We start from the raw sequence: 15,788 nt of genomic DNA on the forward strand, positions 1-15,788 counted from the left end.
CAACCGCCTAGCATCCGTGTATGGCTGATATCGGCAGGCTGGATCCGTCCCAGGTGCGCGTTCGGCGCATCTATGCAGAGCCCGACGGCGGCTTCCGGGTACTTGTGGACAGGCTCTGGCCCCGCGGGGTTTCCAAAGCCCGGGCGGAGCTTGACGAGTGGCTCAAGGACGCCGCCCCGAGTAACGAGCTGCGCCAGTGGTTTGGCCATCGGCCCGAGCGCTGGGAAGGCTTCACGGAGCGCTATATCCAGAAGCTCGAGGGCAACAGGGCCGTGGCTGACTTCGCAGCCCAGTGTGTGGGCCGGCCGGACACTGTCCTGCTCTTCGCTGCGCGGAACGAGGAAGAGAACGAGGCTGTGGTGCTGCGGGACTATTTGCTGGGCCTGAACCTGACGTAGCTGTAGCCCACCAGGGCAATCGCGATGCAGCCGGAGAGGATGAGCGCCGTGCCCGTGGTCCAGCCGCCCGGAAGCCACCACTGATTTTCCAGGGGCCACCAGTCCGGCACCGTGCGCCACAGTCCCCAGGTGATTCCGGCAGCGATGAGGGTGGAAGCACTTGCCAGGGCGATGATAATACGGGCCCAGGACTGCACGCCCTGCTCGGCAGCACGGTAGGCCTGCACCTTGACCGGGTGCAACCAGCGGTTGGCCCAGTGGTAGCGCAGGGACAAGATGGCCAGGCCGGCAACCAGCATCAGCAGACCCGGTCCCGGCAGGACGAGTGCGGCAGCTCCCAGCACAATGAGGGTCCAGCCGGCCACTTCGATGCCCGTGCGGCGGACCCATGCAGGGATTCTGTCGGTGCGCGGCATGGAACTAGCTTTACACAACCCTCTTCCGGGACCGAGGCGGCGGGTCTGCCTAGGGGGTAATCCTGGGGGGGTAATCCTGGGGCGAGCTGCGCGCTGGGTCCCTGTCTTCGATGGGCTTCCTGCCGCCGGCCGTGCGGGAGTTCCCAGTCTCTGTTGCGCGTGGGACGGGTGGGGTGTCGGCTGTGCGCTGGTTCCCATTCTCTGTTGCGCGTGGCGCGGGTGATACGGGTGGGGTGTCGGCTGTGCGGTGGTTCCCATTCTCTGTTGCGGGTGGGACAGGTGGGGTGTCGGCTGTGCGGTGGTTCCCATTCTCTGTTGCGGGTGGGACGGGTGGGGTGTCGGCTGTGCGGTGGTTCCCATTCTCTGTTGCGGGTGGGACCGGTGGGGTCACACAGATATGCAATGACAACGAGGGGTGGGAAGCCGCGAGCTGGGAGTTGTCCACCGGCGTCGTGTGTTCCTCCACGGCTCCGGACCCAGGGAGTGAATCCCCACCGCGTCCACAGGTTCGGCCCCAGGCCGCACTCGTTGCGCATGCCCGGTCCAAGCTTGGATGGTGGAGCCTCCGGAAGCCGTACAGGCGCTAAGAACAGTGCACCCGATAGAAGCAGTGTGCCGGGCACACTATGGAGTGATAAGCGTCGGGGCGCTCGCAGCCAACGGGTTCGGCCGTGCCAGGGTGACGGCTGCGCAGCGCAGCGGCGTCCTCCAGCGCGCCGGGCGCGGGTACTACAGGCTTCAAGATGCTCCTCCGGAGCTGGTTGCGGCGGCTTCACTCGGGACCTCCCTCACATGTGTCTCAGCTGCTCAAGTCCAGGGCTGGTGGGTCCTGGAGCCGCCGGAGGTCCTCCATCTGAGAGCCGACAAGGTTGTAAACATGCCCGGAATCTGTCTCCATCGGGGTAGAAGGTCGGCGGCGAGGCTGGTGTGTTTGCCGGCGGACGTCGTCGTGGACGCCTTTCGGTGCCTTCCTCCGCTGCAGGCGCTGGTGATTGCCGAATCTGCCGTCGCCCGCAACGCCGTCTCGAAAGCCGCACTGATCCGGGCCTTTGACCGGCCACAGGACTGGCGGGTCCGTGCACTTCTCGACGGAATCGGCCGGAGGACGGCATCTCCGTTGGAAGTCTGCGCCCGCTACCACCTTTGCGCTGCGGGGTTTATGGTCCAGCGGGAAGTGGTGGTGGAAGGAGTGGGCAGGGTCGATTTCCTGGTTGGTGACCGGCTCATCGTCGAACTGGACGGTTACGAGTTCCACAGCGGCCGCGCTGAATACCGGAATGACCGGGCCAGATGGAACCGGGCTACCGCCCGTGGGCTCGTAACGCTGCGCATCACCGCGGAGATGATCCTGCGCCGCCCGGAAGAGTTCATCCGTCTGGTCCGGGCCGCCCTGGCCCGTACCTAAAGCACCGCGGGGAATGCTGGGAAACTGCACGGGCACGAGGTCTCATCAGCCACACGCACACACGCACACACGTAACGACGGCAGGGAAACTGCACGGGGACGAAGATCCCCAGATGTGAAAGACTGCGGCCGCTGGAAAGGACTTGCTGCCGCGGGAGAGTGTCTCCGAGAGGACAGACCTTCCTAGCAAATGTCCCCTCGGGCGGTGAACTCGACGCTCCCACTTAGGGGCAGAATCCGTCCTGGGGCTGTCCCGCCTTCCCAGCGTCTGTGACGGATAGTGACCCTTGGGGTCTCATCTGCCAAACCAGTAACGAGGGCTGGGAAACTGCGCCGTCACGCGTCCCGGCAGCCACAGGAGTAACGAGGGCTGGGAAACTACGCCGTCACGGGTCCCGGCGGCCACGCCAGTAACGAGGGCTGGGAAACTGGGCCGTCACGGGTCCCGGCGGCCAGGCCAGTAACGAGGGCTGGGAAACTGCGCCGGCATGTGCGCCGGCACGCGTCCCGGCGGCCACACCAGCAACGACGGCTGGGAATCAGCGCAGCACACGCCGACGGCACCCCACGGCGACACAGCATGACGCGCACCGGGGCCAACCCTGAGGCGGTTCGCTAGGGTAGCGGTCATGACAAACAAGCGCGTGGTAGTGACCGGAGCAAGCTCGGGAATCGGTGCGGCAGCAGTCCGTGCCCTGCGGAAGACGGGCTGGGACGTCATCGCCGTCGCCCGCCGGGAAGACCGGCTGAAGGACCTCGCAGAGGAAACCGGTGCGCGGACCATCGCCTGCGACGTCACCGACCGCAGCTCCGTGGAGTCCATGGCCAGCCAAGTGCTCGCTGATGGGGGAGTGGACGCCATCGTGAATAACGCCGGCGGCGCCTTTGGAATGGACCCGGTGGCAACCGGCGATCCGCAGGACTGGGTTCGGATGTACAACGTCAACGTCCTGGGCGCACTGAACGTCACGCAGGCCTTCCTTCCTGCCCTGCGCGAGAACGGCGAGGGGTCCATTCTCATGCTGACCTCCACCGCCGCGCTCGCAGCCTACGAGGGCGGAGCCGGCTATTGTGCCGCCAAGGCAGGAGAGGAAGCCATGACACAGGCACTGCGGCTGGAGGAAGCCGAACACAACGTGCGCGTCATCGAGATCCTGCCCGGCATGGTCAAGACCGAGGAGTTCTCCCTGAACCGGCTCGGTGACGCAGCTGCGGCGGAGAAAATCTACGCCGGCGTCGAGAAGCCGCTCACCGCTGACGACGTCGCGGACGTGATGGCCTACGCCTTGAACGCGCCCCACCACGTCAACCTGGACCAGGTGGTCATCCGCCCGGTGGCCCAGGCCGCACAGCACAAAGTCATCCGCCGCTAAGCTGTGGCCGGCCGGGGCTTCGACAGACGCCCCGGCCGTAGCCTAAACTGGCCCAAGCAGCTTTGACCCGGCCATCACCGGTGAGCTTCCGGAAGAACAGCGCCGATCCAGGCGCCCAGTAGAACCGGACGGGTAAGCCCGTCACAGCAGTCAATGAGCGGCAGCCGTCGCGCACCCGGTACAGGGAGCACGACGGCGGCAAGCGAGGTGGTACCGCGGCTTATCCCCGGCGTTCGCGCAGGAAAAGTTCGCCCTTGCATCCTGTATTTACAGCCAGATTCACTTGCCGCTACCAGGATGACGAAAATGCCACAGATCTACCCCAAGGCCTCCACGGGCGATTCCGCCGAAGCAGCAGCCTCCTCACCCAGGTTCCCCGAGATCGAAGAGCGGGTCCTGAAGTACTGGGATGAGGACGGCACCTTCCAGGCCTCCATCGATGCCCGGCCTGCGGGCGAAGACGGCTCCAACGAGTTCGTCTTCTATGACGGCCCTCCCTTCGCCAACGGCCTGCCGCACTATGGCCACCTGCTGACCGGCTACGTCAAGGACCTGGTGGCCCGCTACCAGACCCAGCGCGGACACCGCGTTGAGCGCCGCTTCGGCTGGGACACCCACGGCCTGCCGGCCGAACTGGAAGCCATGAAGCAGCTCGGCATGAGCGACAAGGTGCAGATCGAGAAGATGGGCATCGACAAGTTCAACGATGCCTGCCGTGCCTCGGTCATGAAGTACGCCGGCGAATGGCAGGACTACGTTACCCGCCAGGCCCGCTGGGTGGACTTCGAGAACGACTACAAGACGCTCAACGTCGAGTACATGGAGTCGGTCATCTGGGCCTTCAAGACCCTGCATGAGAAGGGCCTGACCTACAGCGGCTTCCGGGTGCTCCCGTACTGCTGGAAGGATGAGACGCCGCTCTCCAACCACGAACTGCGCATGGACGACGACGTCTACAAGATGCGCCAGGACCAGACCGTCACAGTGACGTTCCCGATCATCGCAGGGGACAACGTGCTCTCCGCGGAACTCGACGGGGTCAATGCGATCGCCTGGACCACCACGCCGTGGACCCTGCCCACCAACATGGCACTCGCCGTCGGGCCCGAGGTCCGCTACGCCGTCGTGCCCGCCGGACCCAACGGCACTCTGCTGGACCAGGAAACGGCCGGCGAAGGCCGCTTCCTGCTCGCCGAGGACCTGGTTGGCTCCTACGCCAAGGACCTGGGGTACGACGACGCCGATGCGGCGCGTGCCGCTGTCACTTCCGTGCACACCGGCAAGGAGCTTGAGGGCCTGCGCTACGTTCCGCTGTGGGATTACTACGCCGACGCCGAGAAGTGGGGCACTGCCAACGCCTGGCGGATCGTTGTGGCCGACTACGTCACCACCACCGACGGCACCGGCATCGTCCACCAGGCCCCGGCCTATGGTGAAGACGACCAGAAGGTCTGCGAAGCCAACGGCATCCCCGTCATCCTCTCCGTGGACGAGGGCGGCAAGTTCCTGCCCATGTTCGGTGAGGGTCCGCTGTCCGAAATCGCCGGACTGCAGGTCTTCGATGCCAACAAGCCGATCACCCGCGAGCTGAAGTCCGAGGGCCGCCTGCTGCGCCAGGCCAGCTACGAGCACTCCTACCCGCACTGCTGGCGCTGCCGGAACCCGCTGATCTACAAGGCTGTCTCCTCCTGGTTCGTCGAGGTCACCAAGATCAAGGACCGCATGATCGAGCTGAACCAGGACATCAACTGGATCCCGGAGAACGTCAAGGACGGCCAGTTCGGCAAGTGGCTCGAAAACGCCCGTGACTGGTCGATCAGCCGCAACCGCTATTGGGGCAGTCCCATCCCCGTCTGGGTTTCGGATGACCCCAACTACCCGCGCACGGATGTCTACGGTTCCCTCGCGGAGATGGAAGCCGACTTTGGCCGGCTGCCGCTGAACAAGGAGGGCCAGCCGGACCTGCACCGTCCGTTCATCGATGAACTGACCCGCCCCAATCCGGACGACCCCACCGGCAAGTCCACCATGCGGCGCGTCGAGGACGTGCTGGACGTCTGGTTCGACTCCGGCTCGATGCCCTATGCGCAGGTGCATTACCCGCACGAGAACGCCGACTGGTTCGAGCACCACAACCCCGGCGACTTCATCGTGGAGTACATCGGCCAGACCCGCGGATGGTTCTACACGCTGCACATCCTCGCCACGGCACTCTTTGACCGCCCGGCGTTCCGCAACGTCATCAGCCACGGCATCGTCCTCGGTTCGGACGGGCAGAAGATGTCCAAGTCCCTGCGGAACTACCCGGATGTCTCCGAGGTCCTGGACCGCGACGGTTCCGACGCCATGCGCTGGTTCCTGATGGCTTCCCCAATCCTGCGCGGCGGCAACCTGGTTGTTACCGAGCAGGGCATCCGCGACGGCGTCCGCCAGGTCATCCTGCCGCTGTGGAACGTGTGGCACTTCTTCACCCTCTACACCAACGCCGCGAACAACGGCGCCGGCTACGAGGCAACCCTGCGCCATGAGTCCACCGAGCCGCTGGACACCTACATGCTGGCCGCCACCGGAGACCTCATCCGGAACATGACGACGGCGCTGGACACCTATGACGTGTCCGTCGCCTGCGAGATGCTGCGCGCCTACATGGACACGCTCACCAACTGGTACGTCCGCCGCAGCCGCACCCGGTTCTTCGAGGAAGACACCCAGGCCTTCGACGTGCTCTACACCTGCCTCGAAGCGCTCTGCCGCGTCGCTGCTCCGCTGCTGCCCCTGGTCAGCGAGGAGATCTGGCGCGGGCTGACTGGCGGCCGCTCCGTACACCTGACCGACTGGCCCGAAGCCGGTGCCTTCCCTCGGGATCCGGACCTGGTGGCCCGCATGGACCTGACCCGGAAGATCGCGTCCGTTGGTTCCTCGCTGCGCAAGGCCGCCAACCTCCGCGTACGGCTTCCGCTGTCCGAAATGACCGTGGTGGCACCGGACGCTGAAGCACTCAAGGGCCAGTTCGCGGCCATCATCGCCGATGAACTGAACCTGAAGTCCGTTCGCCTGGTTGAAGCCGGCTCCGCTGATCCGGCCGAGTTCGGGATCACGCAGAAGCTGGTCGTCAACGCCCGTGCAGCCGGACCGCGGCTGGGCAAGAACGTGCAGAGCGCCATCAAGGCCTCCAAAACGGGGGACTGGTCCGTTGCCGAGGATGGAACCGTCACTGCCGGCGGCCTGGCCCTGGAACCGCACGAGTACACCCTGGAGACCGTGGTTGAATCCGGCGAGGGCGAGTCTTCCAAGGCCGTTGCAGTCCTGCCCGGCGGCGGGTTCCTGGTCCTGAACACCGAGGTCACGCCCGAGCTGGCAGCGGAAGGCACCGCCCGCGATGCCATCCGCGCCATCCAGCAGGCCCGCCGCGACGCAGACCTGCACATCAGCGACCGCATCCGCACCACAGTGGTTACCGGAGCGCAGAGTGCGGCAGCGCTGGAAGCCAACGCAGGCCTGGTCAAGGCCGAAACCCTGACCGGAGAACTGGTGGTTGACGGCTCCGGAAACCAGGACGACTCATTCACCGTGACCGTGGAGAAGATCTGATGAGCACCGAAGACACCCCCTCGGGTTCAATTGACGGTTTCTCGGTGGAAAGCGTCTACGCCGAGCTGCTCAGCCGCGCCCCCGAAAACAAGATGGAGCCGCGTATGGCTCCGCTGTTCCGGGCCATGGAGATCCTGGGCGAGCCGAACAAGGCGTTCCCCATCATCCACATCACCGGCACCAACGGCAAAACCTCGACGGCGCGGCTGATCGAGGGCGGCCTGCGCGCCTATGGCCTGCGCACCGGTCGCTACACGAGCCCGCACCTGAGCAAGGTGACCGAGCGGATCAGCATCGACGGCGAGCCCGTTGCGGATGAGACGTTCGTGCGCATCTGGGACGAAATCCGCCCCTACCTGGCCATGGTCGACGCCGAACTGGACGCCGCCGGTGAGCCCCGCCTGACGTACTTCGAGTGCGTAACCATCCTGGCCTTCGCGGTCTTCGCGGACGAACCCGTGGATGTGGCCGTGATCGAGGTGGGCCTGGGTGGCATCACCGACGCTACGAACGTGGGGGACGGAACCGTCTCGGTGGTCACCCCCATTTCCCTGGACCACACCGAACTGCTCGGCGACGACGTCGCGGACATCGCCTTCGAGAAGGCGGGAATCATCAAGGAAAACGGCTTCCTGGTCAGCGCGGCGCAGCCGGTCGAGGCCGCCCAGGTACTCCTGGAGAAGGCCAACGAGGCAGGAGTCCCCTTCCGGTTCGAAGGCATCGAGTTCGGCGTCGAGTCCCGCACCATGGCCGTGGGCGGCCAGATGGTCACCATCAACGGACTCGCCGGACGCTACGAGGACCTGCTGGTTCCGCTGCACGGTGAACACCAGGCACAGAACGCGGCCGTCGCCGTGGCCGCACTGGAAGCCTTCATTGGGGGAGGAGCCAAGGAACTGGATGCCGACCTGCTGCGCACCGGCTTCCGGACCGTCACGTCCCCCGGACGCCTTGAAGTAGTCCGCACGGCACCGACCATCATCGTGGACGCGGCGCACAACCCGGCCGGAGCGAAGGCAAGCGCCCAGGCGGTGCTTGAATCCTTCAACCTCTCGTCCCTGGTGCTGGTCGTCGGCGTCCTGGGTGAGAAGGACGCCGTCGGCATCCTGGCTGAGCTGCGCGAAGTACTCGGTGACATTGTCTCCGGCGTCTGCCTCACCCAGTCCAGCTCTCCGCGGGCCATTCCGGCGGACGAGCTGGTGCAGGACGCGGTAGACGCAGGCTTCGCGGATGAGGATATCCAGGTTGAACCGGCTCTCGATGACGCCATCGAGTGGGCCGTAGCCAAGGCCGAGGAGAATAACGACCTCGGCGGCGGCGTCCTGGTGATTGGCTCCATCACGGTGGTCGCGGAAGCGCGCACCCTTCTCGGAAAGTAAGCACATGGCACGAATGACCAAGGCACAGCGCGAATGGCGTCCCGGCATGCCCAAGAAGCGCCGGTCCATCCGCGTAATGTTTGCTTCCACCGTCCTGAGCCTGGAGGCCTTCGTGGTGCTCTTCGGCACGCTGGCGGTGTTTGGCCTGCAGCGGGACCGGGTGGCACCGGCGGCTATCCTGGCTGGTGGAATCGTCCTGGCGGCTGCCCTGGTTCTCACCTGCGCCCTGCTGTCCAAGCCGGCCGGCCCGGCGATCGGCTGGATCCTGCAGCTGGCCATCATCGCCACCGGCTTCCTGGAACCCATGATGTTCCTGGCAGGAGCTCTGTTCGCCGGAACCTGGTGGTACGGACTCCGCGCCGGCGCCCGGTTGGACAGGGAAAACCGGCAACGGGACCGTGAACAGGCGGAATGGGAAGCTGCCCACCCGGCTGGTACGGAATCCGGCGAAGCCAGCAGCTAGGCTTAGGAACAGCTGAACCGCATTCCCACTCAACCTCCAAGGAGAAACCAAGCGTGAGCACCGAGCGCACTCTCGTCCTGATCAAGCCGGACGGCGTCAAGCGGAACCTGACCGGCGCCATCCTGGCCCGCATCGAAGCCAAGGGCTACACCCTGGCCGAGCTGAAGAAAATGGACGCCACCCGGGAACTGCTCGAAGAGCACTACGCGGAACACGTCGGCAAGCCGTTCTACGAGCCGCTGGTCGAGTTCATGCTCAGCGGTCCGATTGTCGCAGCCGTCTTCGAAGGCCAGCGTGTCATTGAAGGTTTCCGGTCCCTGGCCGGCGCAACCGAGCCCACCACGGCAGCACCCGGCACCATCCGCGGCGACTTCGGCCGCGACTGGGGCACCAAGGTGCAGCAGAACCTCGTTCACGGCTCGGATTCGCCCGAGTCCGCTGAACGCGAGATTGGCATCTGGTTCGGCAAGTAGTCCACGGATCCACGCAGTTCCTCAGGAGGCCGACACCCGCCACGGGTGCCGGCCTCCTGTACATCCGTGGTGCGCTGGCTAGGCTGGGGCGCATGGCACTCATCCACAAGGCAGACCTGAACCCGACAAAAATTGAACTGATCTCCGGCTGGCTCTCAACGGTGCCTTGGTTCACCGCTGCGGACGGCACGGGGAACCGGGCTGAGCCGCTGGCGGCGTACCGCTTCGATGACCCCGAGGGCCAGGTAGGCATGGAGACGCACATCGTGCGCAGCGGGAACCTGACCCTGCAGGTGCCGCTGACCTACCGCGCCGGGCCCCTGGAAGGCGGGGACGGATACCTGGTGGGCACCATGGAGCACTCTGTCCTGGGCCGCCGCTGGGTCTATGACGGCTGCGGGGACCCGGAGTACGTCAGGGCTTTCACTGCGGCGGTGGTCGACGGCATGGACCAGGCTCCGCTGTATGCCGAGGAGGGCGGGGTGCGCCGTGAGCTGCCGCAGTCCATGAAGCTCGAAACGAGTGGAATGCCCGACGGCGAGGAACTCGTGGAAGCACCCGAACGTGAACCGGCGGGGTGGACTGCCACCCTTATGCACCACGATGGCTGGGAGCTGTCCCTGGTCCGGGTGCTGGACCTGGGCGGACGGGCCGCGCCGCCTCCGTCGCTGGTGGGTACGTGGGAGGGCCAGCGCGAACCCGTCGTCCTCGGCTGGGGCCTGCCTCTGGGGTAGGGAACGTCCTGGCGGGAACTGGTTAGCTGCCGAGGAATGCGTTCATGAATCGGAAGAAGATCGAAGCGGCCGTCGCGACCCAGATGAGGGCCGTAATGGCCCAGGCCCATTCCGAAACGAAACGCACGAGGCCCGCCGGTGCCGGAATGACGCCGTGTGCCAGGTTACGCACCGTGGTGAAGACGAACAGTGGGATCATGGCGGTCCACACGACGATGCAGTAGATGCACAGCACATAGATGTCGAACAGTGCCTGGCTCCAGAGCCAGACCACGAACACCATGCCCAGCGTTACTCCCGCCTGTACTGCAGCCCAGTACCAGCGGCTGAAGCGTGCACCGGCGAGCATGGACATGGCAACGGTGATCATCACGGCGAAGGCCACGATGCCGATCAGGGGATTCGGGAAACCGAACAGCGAAGCCTGCCAGGTCTGAAAGACGGTTCCGCAGGAAACCCACGGGCTGATATCGCAGCTCGTAATATAGCTGGAGTCGGCGTAGACCTTCAGGCGCTCAATGACCAGGATTGCGGAGCCCAGCCAGCCGATGACCGAGGTGATGAGCACCAGCCAGGCAAACGGCTTTTGCTGAACGGAGCGGACCAGTCCTGCCTCGCCGGTCCTCCCGCCCAGATCGGCTCCGCTGGTGGTGCTGGTGGAACTGGAAGGCACGTGCTGCTCCTTTTGCCGGGTATCGGTGGTCCGATTCTATGTGTTCCAGATACCTAAATGACCTCCGTGTGAGATAATGGCTGTGGCTGGTGTCGGATCCACATTCCGTCATTGGTCCAGCGACAGGCTTCCGGTGCTGTCGGCGATGCTTCCCAAGTAGGAATGCCCATCAATCCGGATGGGGCAGGGGAATCCGCTGAACAGCCCTACCACAGCCCAAAACGCCTAGCCGTTCCGAGCAGGTAGCAGGAAAAGCGCCGCTGGTCTTGCAAGTGATGCCGCGCCCTCAAGATGGTGCGACCTTGGAAGACATTTAGACGACTTCCGGCTGGCGCAGGCTCCGATGCCCCCGCACAGCCGATACATTGCCCTCCGGGCATTGGAATGTGGCCAGTGCCGCGGGGGCCGGAGCATAGCTGTATATGAATACTGACCGCACAACAGAAGAAGCAGTCGAACCAGCCGCAGAGGTCCAGGCAGCTGACGGGCCGGGTTCGGCTGCCGTCGAGGCCACGGAGACGGACGCGCCGGCGAAGGCACCCGCGAAGCGGGCACCGCGTGCCCGCCGCAAGCCGGCAGCCGCAGAAGCAGCGGAAGTGCCGACTGCTGCGCAGGAACCGGCCCTGCTGGAAACCCCGGCGGAACAGGAGTCTGCGGAAACGGCAGCTTCCGAGCCCGCAGCGAAGCCCAAGCGCACCCGGGCTCCCCGCCGCAAGGCCGCAGCAGAGCCGAAGGCTGAAGAAACCGCCTCTGACGAAACCGCATCCGAAGGCGCGCCCGAAGAAGCTGCCACTGTATCGCCCGACGCCGAATCACCCGCCGAGGCCCCGGTTTCTGAGGCTTCCGCCGCTGAGGCGCCGGCCAAGACCGTCCGGCGCCGCCGCGCGTCGGCCAAGAAGGCTGCCCCCGAAGCTGCCGAGGCAGCTGAGGCCGCCGAAGCAGCTGCAGGCGCAGAAGGTGCCGGTAACAAGGACTCCGCACCGGAACCCGTCGCTGAAACAGCCCCCGCAGAAGCAGCCGCTGGTGCTGAAGCGGCCGAGCCCGCCCCGGCGAAGACCCGGACGCGCCGCCGCGCCTCAGCCAAGGCCGGTCCAGCCTCGGAAGCGGCCGATTCCGGCGAACCCAAGACCGAAACCGGGGAGTCCGGTCAGGACACGGTCGACGAAGAAGAAACCAAGCCCGCGCAGTCATCCGTGCTTGACCCCTTTGCCATTCCTGAATCACCCACCTCCGTGCTCTTCCACGCCCCTGACCTCACTGCCGTGCAGGCAGCCGCTGCGGCCGCAGCCGCCGAAAGCGATGAAGACGAGGCACCCGAGGACGACGGACGGGAGACGAACCGGTCCCGCCGCAGCCGTCGTCGCAGCCGCGGACGCACGCGAACTGAAGGCGAAGCAGGCGCCGACGGCGAGGAGACTGAGTCCGGTGATTCGGGCGAAGAGAACGCGGAAGGCGTGACCTCCCGCCGTCGCAGGCGCCGCCGCCGCGGAGACGCGGACCTGGAACTGACCGGCGGATCCGACGACGATCCGCCCAACACCGTCACGCGTGTCCGTGCCCCGCGTGCGCACGCAGACGCCCCGGTGAGTGACCGTGTCACCTCTGTGAAGGGCTCCACCCGCCTCGAAGCCAAAAAGCAGCGCCGCCGCGAATCCCGCGAGTCCGGCCGGCGCCGCCATGTCATCACTGAGGCCGAGTTCCTCGCCCGCCGCGAGTCAGTGGACCGGCAGATGATTGTCCGCCAGCGCGACGACAGGATCCAGATCGGCGTCCTTGAGGACGGCGTCCTGGCCGAGCACTTCGTCTCGAACACCCAGCAGGATTCGCTGATCGGCAACGTTTACGTTGGCAAGGTCCAAAACGTGCTGCCCAGCATGGAAGCTGCGTTCGTGGATATTGGCCGCGGCCGCAACGCCGTGCTCTACGCCGGTGAGGTCAACTGGGATGCGGCAGGCCTGGACGGCCAGCCGCGCCGCATCGAACTTGCCCTGAAGTCAGGTGACTCCGTCCTGGTCCAGGTCACCAAGGACCCCGTGGGTCACAAGGGCGCCCGCCTGACCAGCCAGATCTCTCTGCCCGGTCGCTACCTGGTCTATGTGCCGGGCGGTTCCATGACCGGTATCTCGCGCAAGCTTCCGGATGTGGAGCGCAACCGGCTCAAGAAGATCCTCAAGGACCACCTTCCGCAGAACGCGGGCGTCATTGTGCGCACGGCGGCTGAAGGTGCCTCTGAGGAAGAGCTGATGAATGACATCAACCGCCTCCGCGCCCAGTGGGAGAACATCGAAGCGAAGGCGAAGTCCACCAAAACCCTTCCGCCCGAACTCCTGTACGGCGAGCCGGACCTCACCATCAAGGTTGTCCGCGACGTCTTCAACGAAGACTTCTCCAAGCTCATCGTCTCCGGCGAGGAAGCCTGGGACACCATCGAGGCGTACGTCACCTATGTGGCTCCGGACCTCGTGGGACGCCTGGAGAAGTGGACCAAGGACGAGGACATCTTCGCGGCCAGCCGCATCGACGAGCAGATCGCCAAGGCGCTGGACCGCAAGGTCTTCCTGCCCTCGGGCGGTTCGCTGGTCATCGACCGCACCGAAGCCATGACCGTGGTGGACGTCAACACCGGAAAGTTCACCGGCAGCGGCGGCAACCTCGAAGAGACCGTCACCAAGAACAACCTGGAAGCGGCGGAAGAAGTGGTCCGCCAGCTGCGCCTGCGGGACATCGGCGGCATCATCGTCATCGACTTCATCGACATGGTGCTCGAAGCCAACCGGGATCTTGTGCTGCGCCGCCTGGTTGAGTGCCTTGGCAGGGACCGCACCAAGCACCAGGTTGCCGAGGTCACCTCGCTGGGCCTGGTGCAGATGACGCGCAAGCGCATGGGCACGGGCCTGCTGGAAGTCTTCGGCGAAGAGTGCGAGCACTGCGCCGGCCGCGGCGTGATCACCCACGACATCCCGGTGGAACACCGCCGCAGCACGAGTCACGCTGTCTCCGATGACAACCACTCCCAGCACCTGAAGCAGGAGAAGGCTTCCCGCGGGGAACGCAAGCGCCGGAACCGCGGAGGCAACCAGAACCAGCAGCAGAACCAGCAGCCTCCGGCGGTACCGGCGGAGCAGCCCAAGGCAGAAGAGCCGCAGGCGGAGGATGCTGAGCGCGCGGCCAAGGCGGAGGCAGCCCGCGCAGCCCTCGCGAGCATTGCGGCGGCCACCGCGGCAGCGCACGACGCCGATGCCCCGCACGCTGACCGCAGCGCTGCCGAGTCCGCTCCTTCAGCAGGCGAAGGCGGCAACGCCGGTGCCGAGGATAAGCCCCTCATCCGCGAGCCCAAGGATGACGCACCGGCGGAAGCAGGCGCCGTCCTGCGCATTCAGGGGGAGACGGTGGTGGTTCCGCGCCGCGAACGCCGCCGGCCGGTACGCCAGGACGTGCAGCTGACGCTCGAAAGCCTCACCGAGGCGTTCAACGAGGTGTCGCCGAAATCTTCCGAGCCGCAGGTCCGGAAGCCGGAAGGGGAAACTGAAGGCGCGCGCGTCCCCGCGGGCAGCGACAGCCTGAATCCCCGGGAAAACGTCTCCGGGTCCTCCGAACCGGTTTCTGCTGAACCGGCCCGCCGGCCGCGGCGGCGCCGTGCAGCACGCAGTCCGCAGGGTTCGGCTGACGCCCAGATCATTCAGGCGGGCCCCGAGGAGGCTGCGGGTGCCCAGGGAAGCAGCACCACGGCAGCTCCGGCTGCTCCGGCAGCCCCGCGCACGGAAGGTTCGGCTCCGGTGATCCTCGGCGTCGGCGTTCCGGCTTCTGACCTCTAGCAGTCAGCAAACAGTTCAGCTCCCGGCGGCACCGTCCGGGAGCTGAACTGTTTAACGGTTGTCCGCGCGCTGCCGTCCGAACGCGCGGGAGCGCCGGTCGGCCTCGGTCCGGGAGTGCTATAGAATGTTTCTAAGCGCAGTGACGTCCCCAGTTCACCCGGAGGATGGCACGCTGGACTTGCCGTGCATTTGCGGCACATGGGTCCCTTAGCGTAGCCTTGAACTTCGGTGCGAACGCCTTCTAAGCCGTTATTCGGTACAGGGCGTGACTGCATGGCGCAGGCCGGACACATTGTTGGTCCGGCGAAGTGCGCATCCAAGTATTAAACGTCGAGAGAAGTGAGTTCCCAAGTGGTGTACGCGATTGTCCGCGCTGGCGGCCGCCAAGAAAAGGTTTCCGTCGGAGACCTCGTAACCCTGGACCGCGTCCCCGGTGGAGCCGGTAGCACCTTTGAGCTGCCTGCCCTGCTTTTGGTTGATGGCGACAAGGTCACCTCTGCCGCCAAGGACCTGGCCAAGGTTACGGTTACGGCAGAAGTTATCGAAAACTTCCGGGGTCCGAAGATTGTCATCCAGAAGTTCAAGAACAAGACCGGTTACAAGAAGCGTCAGGGCTACCGCTCCTCGCTGACCAAGGTCAAGGTCACCTCCATCAACTCCTGATTCCTAACGTCGGGGACCGCTCGGTCCCGGACCGCGGGAATTGTGCCCGCACCTAGGCATCAAAGTCAGTCATAGCAAAGGCAGGATTTAGAAAATGGCACATAAGAAAGGTGCGAGCTCTACTCGCAACGGCCGCGACTCCAACGCTCAGTTCCTGGGCGTAAAGCGCTTCGGCGGCCAGGTTGTCAAGGCCGGCGAGATCATCGTTCGCCAGCGCGGCACCCACTTCCACCCCGGCGCAGGCGTTGGCCGCGGTGGCGACGACACGCTGTTCGCCCTGGAGGCAGGCGCTGTTGAGTTCGGCAGCCGTCGTGGCCGCCGCGTCGTGAACATCGTCGCAGCAGCCGAGTAATTTCGGCACACAGCTTTTCCGGTGGGGGGGGGCCGAAGGCCCCCCCCCCGGGT

13 protein-coding genes are annotated in these 15,788 nt (G+C 65.5%); 11 read left to right on the forward strand and 2 right to left on the reverse strand.

The genetic code is table 11. The annotated features are described in order from the left end of the window. The first annotated feature begins 20 nt into the window (after positions 1–20). Positions 21–398, forward strand: coding sequence for a DUF488 domain-containing protein (locus tag ACSLGO_RS15880; RefSeq protein WP_436401466.1), 378 nt, complete (start codon positions 21–23; stop codon positions 396–398). Here the strand turns inward: ACSLGO_RS15880 and ACSLGO_RS15885 are convergent. Beyond that, the gene (locus ACSLGO_RS15885; protein ID WP_419242651.1) at positions 371–814 is read right to left on the reverse strand and encodes a PGPGW domain-containing protein; all 444 of its coding nucleotides are present in this window, start codon (positions 812–814) and stop codon (positions 371–373) included. The two genes, ACSLGO_RS15880 and ACSLGO_RS15885, sit on opposite strands and share 28 nt — an antisense overlap. Before the next feature lie 949 nt (positions 815–1,763). Between ACSLGO_RS15885 and ACSLGO_RS15890 the strand changes: the two genes are divergently transcribed. The 7 genes from ACSLGO_RS15890 to ACSLGO_RS15920 all read left to right on the forward strand — a co-directional run bounded on the left by ACSLGO_RS15890 (position 1,764) and on the right by ACSLGO_RS15920 (position 10,232). Continuing rightward, positions 1,764–2,219 carry a DUF559 domain-containing protein gene (locus ACSLGO_RS15890; protein ID WP_386916649.1) on the forward strand — a complete coding sequence of 152 codons (456 nt, stop codon included), beginning with the start codon at positions 1,764–1,766 and terminating at the stop codon, positions 2,217–2,219. A 629-nt stretch (positions 2,220–2,848) separates the two neighbouring features. After that, positions 2,849–3,592: an SDR family oxidoreductase gene (locus ACSLGO_RS15895; protein ID WP_387006321.1), complete on the forward strand. Its 744-nt coding sequence runs from the start codon at positions 2,849–2,851 to the stop codon at positions 3,590–3,592. A gap of 297 nt (positions 3,593–3,889) precedes the next feature. Further along, complete coding sequence (gene ileS / locus ACSLGO_RS15900; protein WP_436401467.1) at positions 3,890–7,183, forward strand: isoleucine--tRNA ligase; 3,294 nt, start codon at positions 3,890–3,892, stop codon at positions 7,181–7,183. After that, a complete protein-coding gene (locus tag ACSLGO_RS15905) occupies positions 7,183–8,562 on the forward strand; it encodes a bifunctional folylpolyglutamate synthase/dihydrofolate synthase (RefSeq protein WP_263126983.1) in 1,380 nt (459 codons plus the stop codon). The genes ileS and ACSLGO_RS15905 overlap by 1 nt, the downstream gene beginning before the upstream one ends. Before the next feature lie 4 nt (positions 8,563–8,566). Next, entirely contained in the window at positions 8,567–9,025 is a 459-nt protein-coding gene (locus ACSLGO_RS15910; RefSeq protein ID WP_436401468.1) for a DUF4233 domain-containing protein, read from the forward strand. Between the two features lie 53 nt (positions 9,026–9,078). Beyond that, positions 9,079–9,498, forward strand: coding sequence for a nucleoside-diphosphate kinase (gene ndk, locus ACSLGO_RS15915; protein ID WP_091604219.1), 420 nt, complete (start codon positions 9,079–9,081; stop codon positions 9,496–9,498). 92 nt (positions 9,499–9,590) lie between these two features. After that, complete coding sequence (locus ACSLGO_RS15920; protein ID WP_436401469.1) at positions 9,591–10,232, forward strand: maltokinase N-terminal cap-like domain-containing protein; 642 nt, start codon at positions 9,591–9,593, stop codon at positions 10,230–10,232. 22 nt (positions 10,233–10,254) lie between these two features. Here the strand turns inward: ACSLGO_RS15920 and ACSLGO_RS15925 are convergent, their stop codons facing one another. Continuing rightward, positions 10,255–10,905: a vitamin K epoxide reductase family protein gene (locus ACSLGO_RS15925; protein ID WP_377955393.1), complete on the reverse strand. Its 651-nt coding sequence runs from the start codon at positions 10,903–10,905 to the stop codon at positions 10,255–10,257. Positions 10,906–11,327: 422 nt separating this feature from the next. On the opposite strand from ACSLGO_RS15925, the gene ACSLGO_RS15930 reads away from it, so the two are divergent. The 3 genes from ACSLGO_RS15930 (at position 11,328) to rpmA (ending at position 15,735) form a co-directional block, all read left to right on the forward strand. Next, the gene (locus ACSLGO_RS15930) at positions 11,328–14,720 is read left to right on the forward strand and encodes an Rne/Rng family ribonuclease (RefSeq protein WP_436401470.1); all 3,393 of its coding nucleotides are present in this window, start codon (positions 11,328–11,330) and stop codon (positions 14,718–14,720) included. Positions 14,721–15,071: 351 nt separating this feature from the next. Next, positions 15,072–15,383 (forward strand): 50S ribosomal protein L21, encoded by a 312-nt coding sequence (gene rplU / locus ACSLGO_RS15935; RefSeq protein WP_055240883.1) that lies wholly within the window; start codon positions 15,072–15,074, stop codon positions 15,381–15,383. A gap of 94 nt (positions 15,384–15,477) precedes the next feature. Continuing rightward, positions 15,478–15,735 carry a 50S ribosomal protein L27 gene (rpmA, locus tag ACSLGO_RS15940; RefSeq protein ID WP_055240884.1) on the forward strand — a complete coding sequence of 86 codons (258 nt, stop codon included), beginning with the start codon at positions 15,478–15,480 and terminating at the stop codon, positions 15,733–15,735. Positions 15,736–15,788: the final 53 nt, after the last annotated feature.

The organism is Arthrobacter sp. IK3 (genome assembly GCF_051337705.1).
Taxonomy (GTDB): domain Bacteria; phylum Actinomycetota; class Actinomycetes; order Actinomycetales; family Micrococcaceae; genus Arthrobacter_B; species Arthrobacter_B koreensis.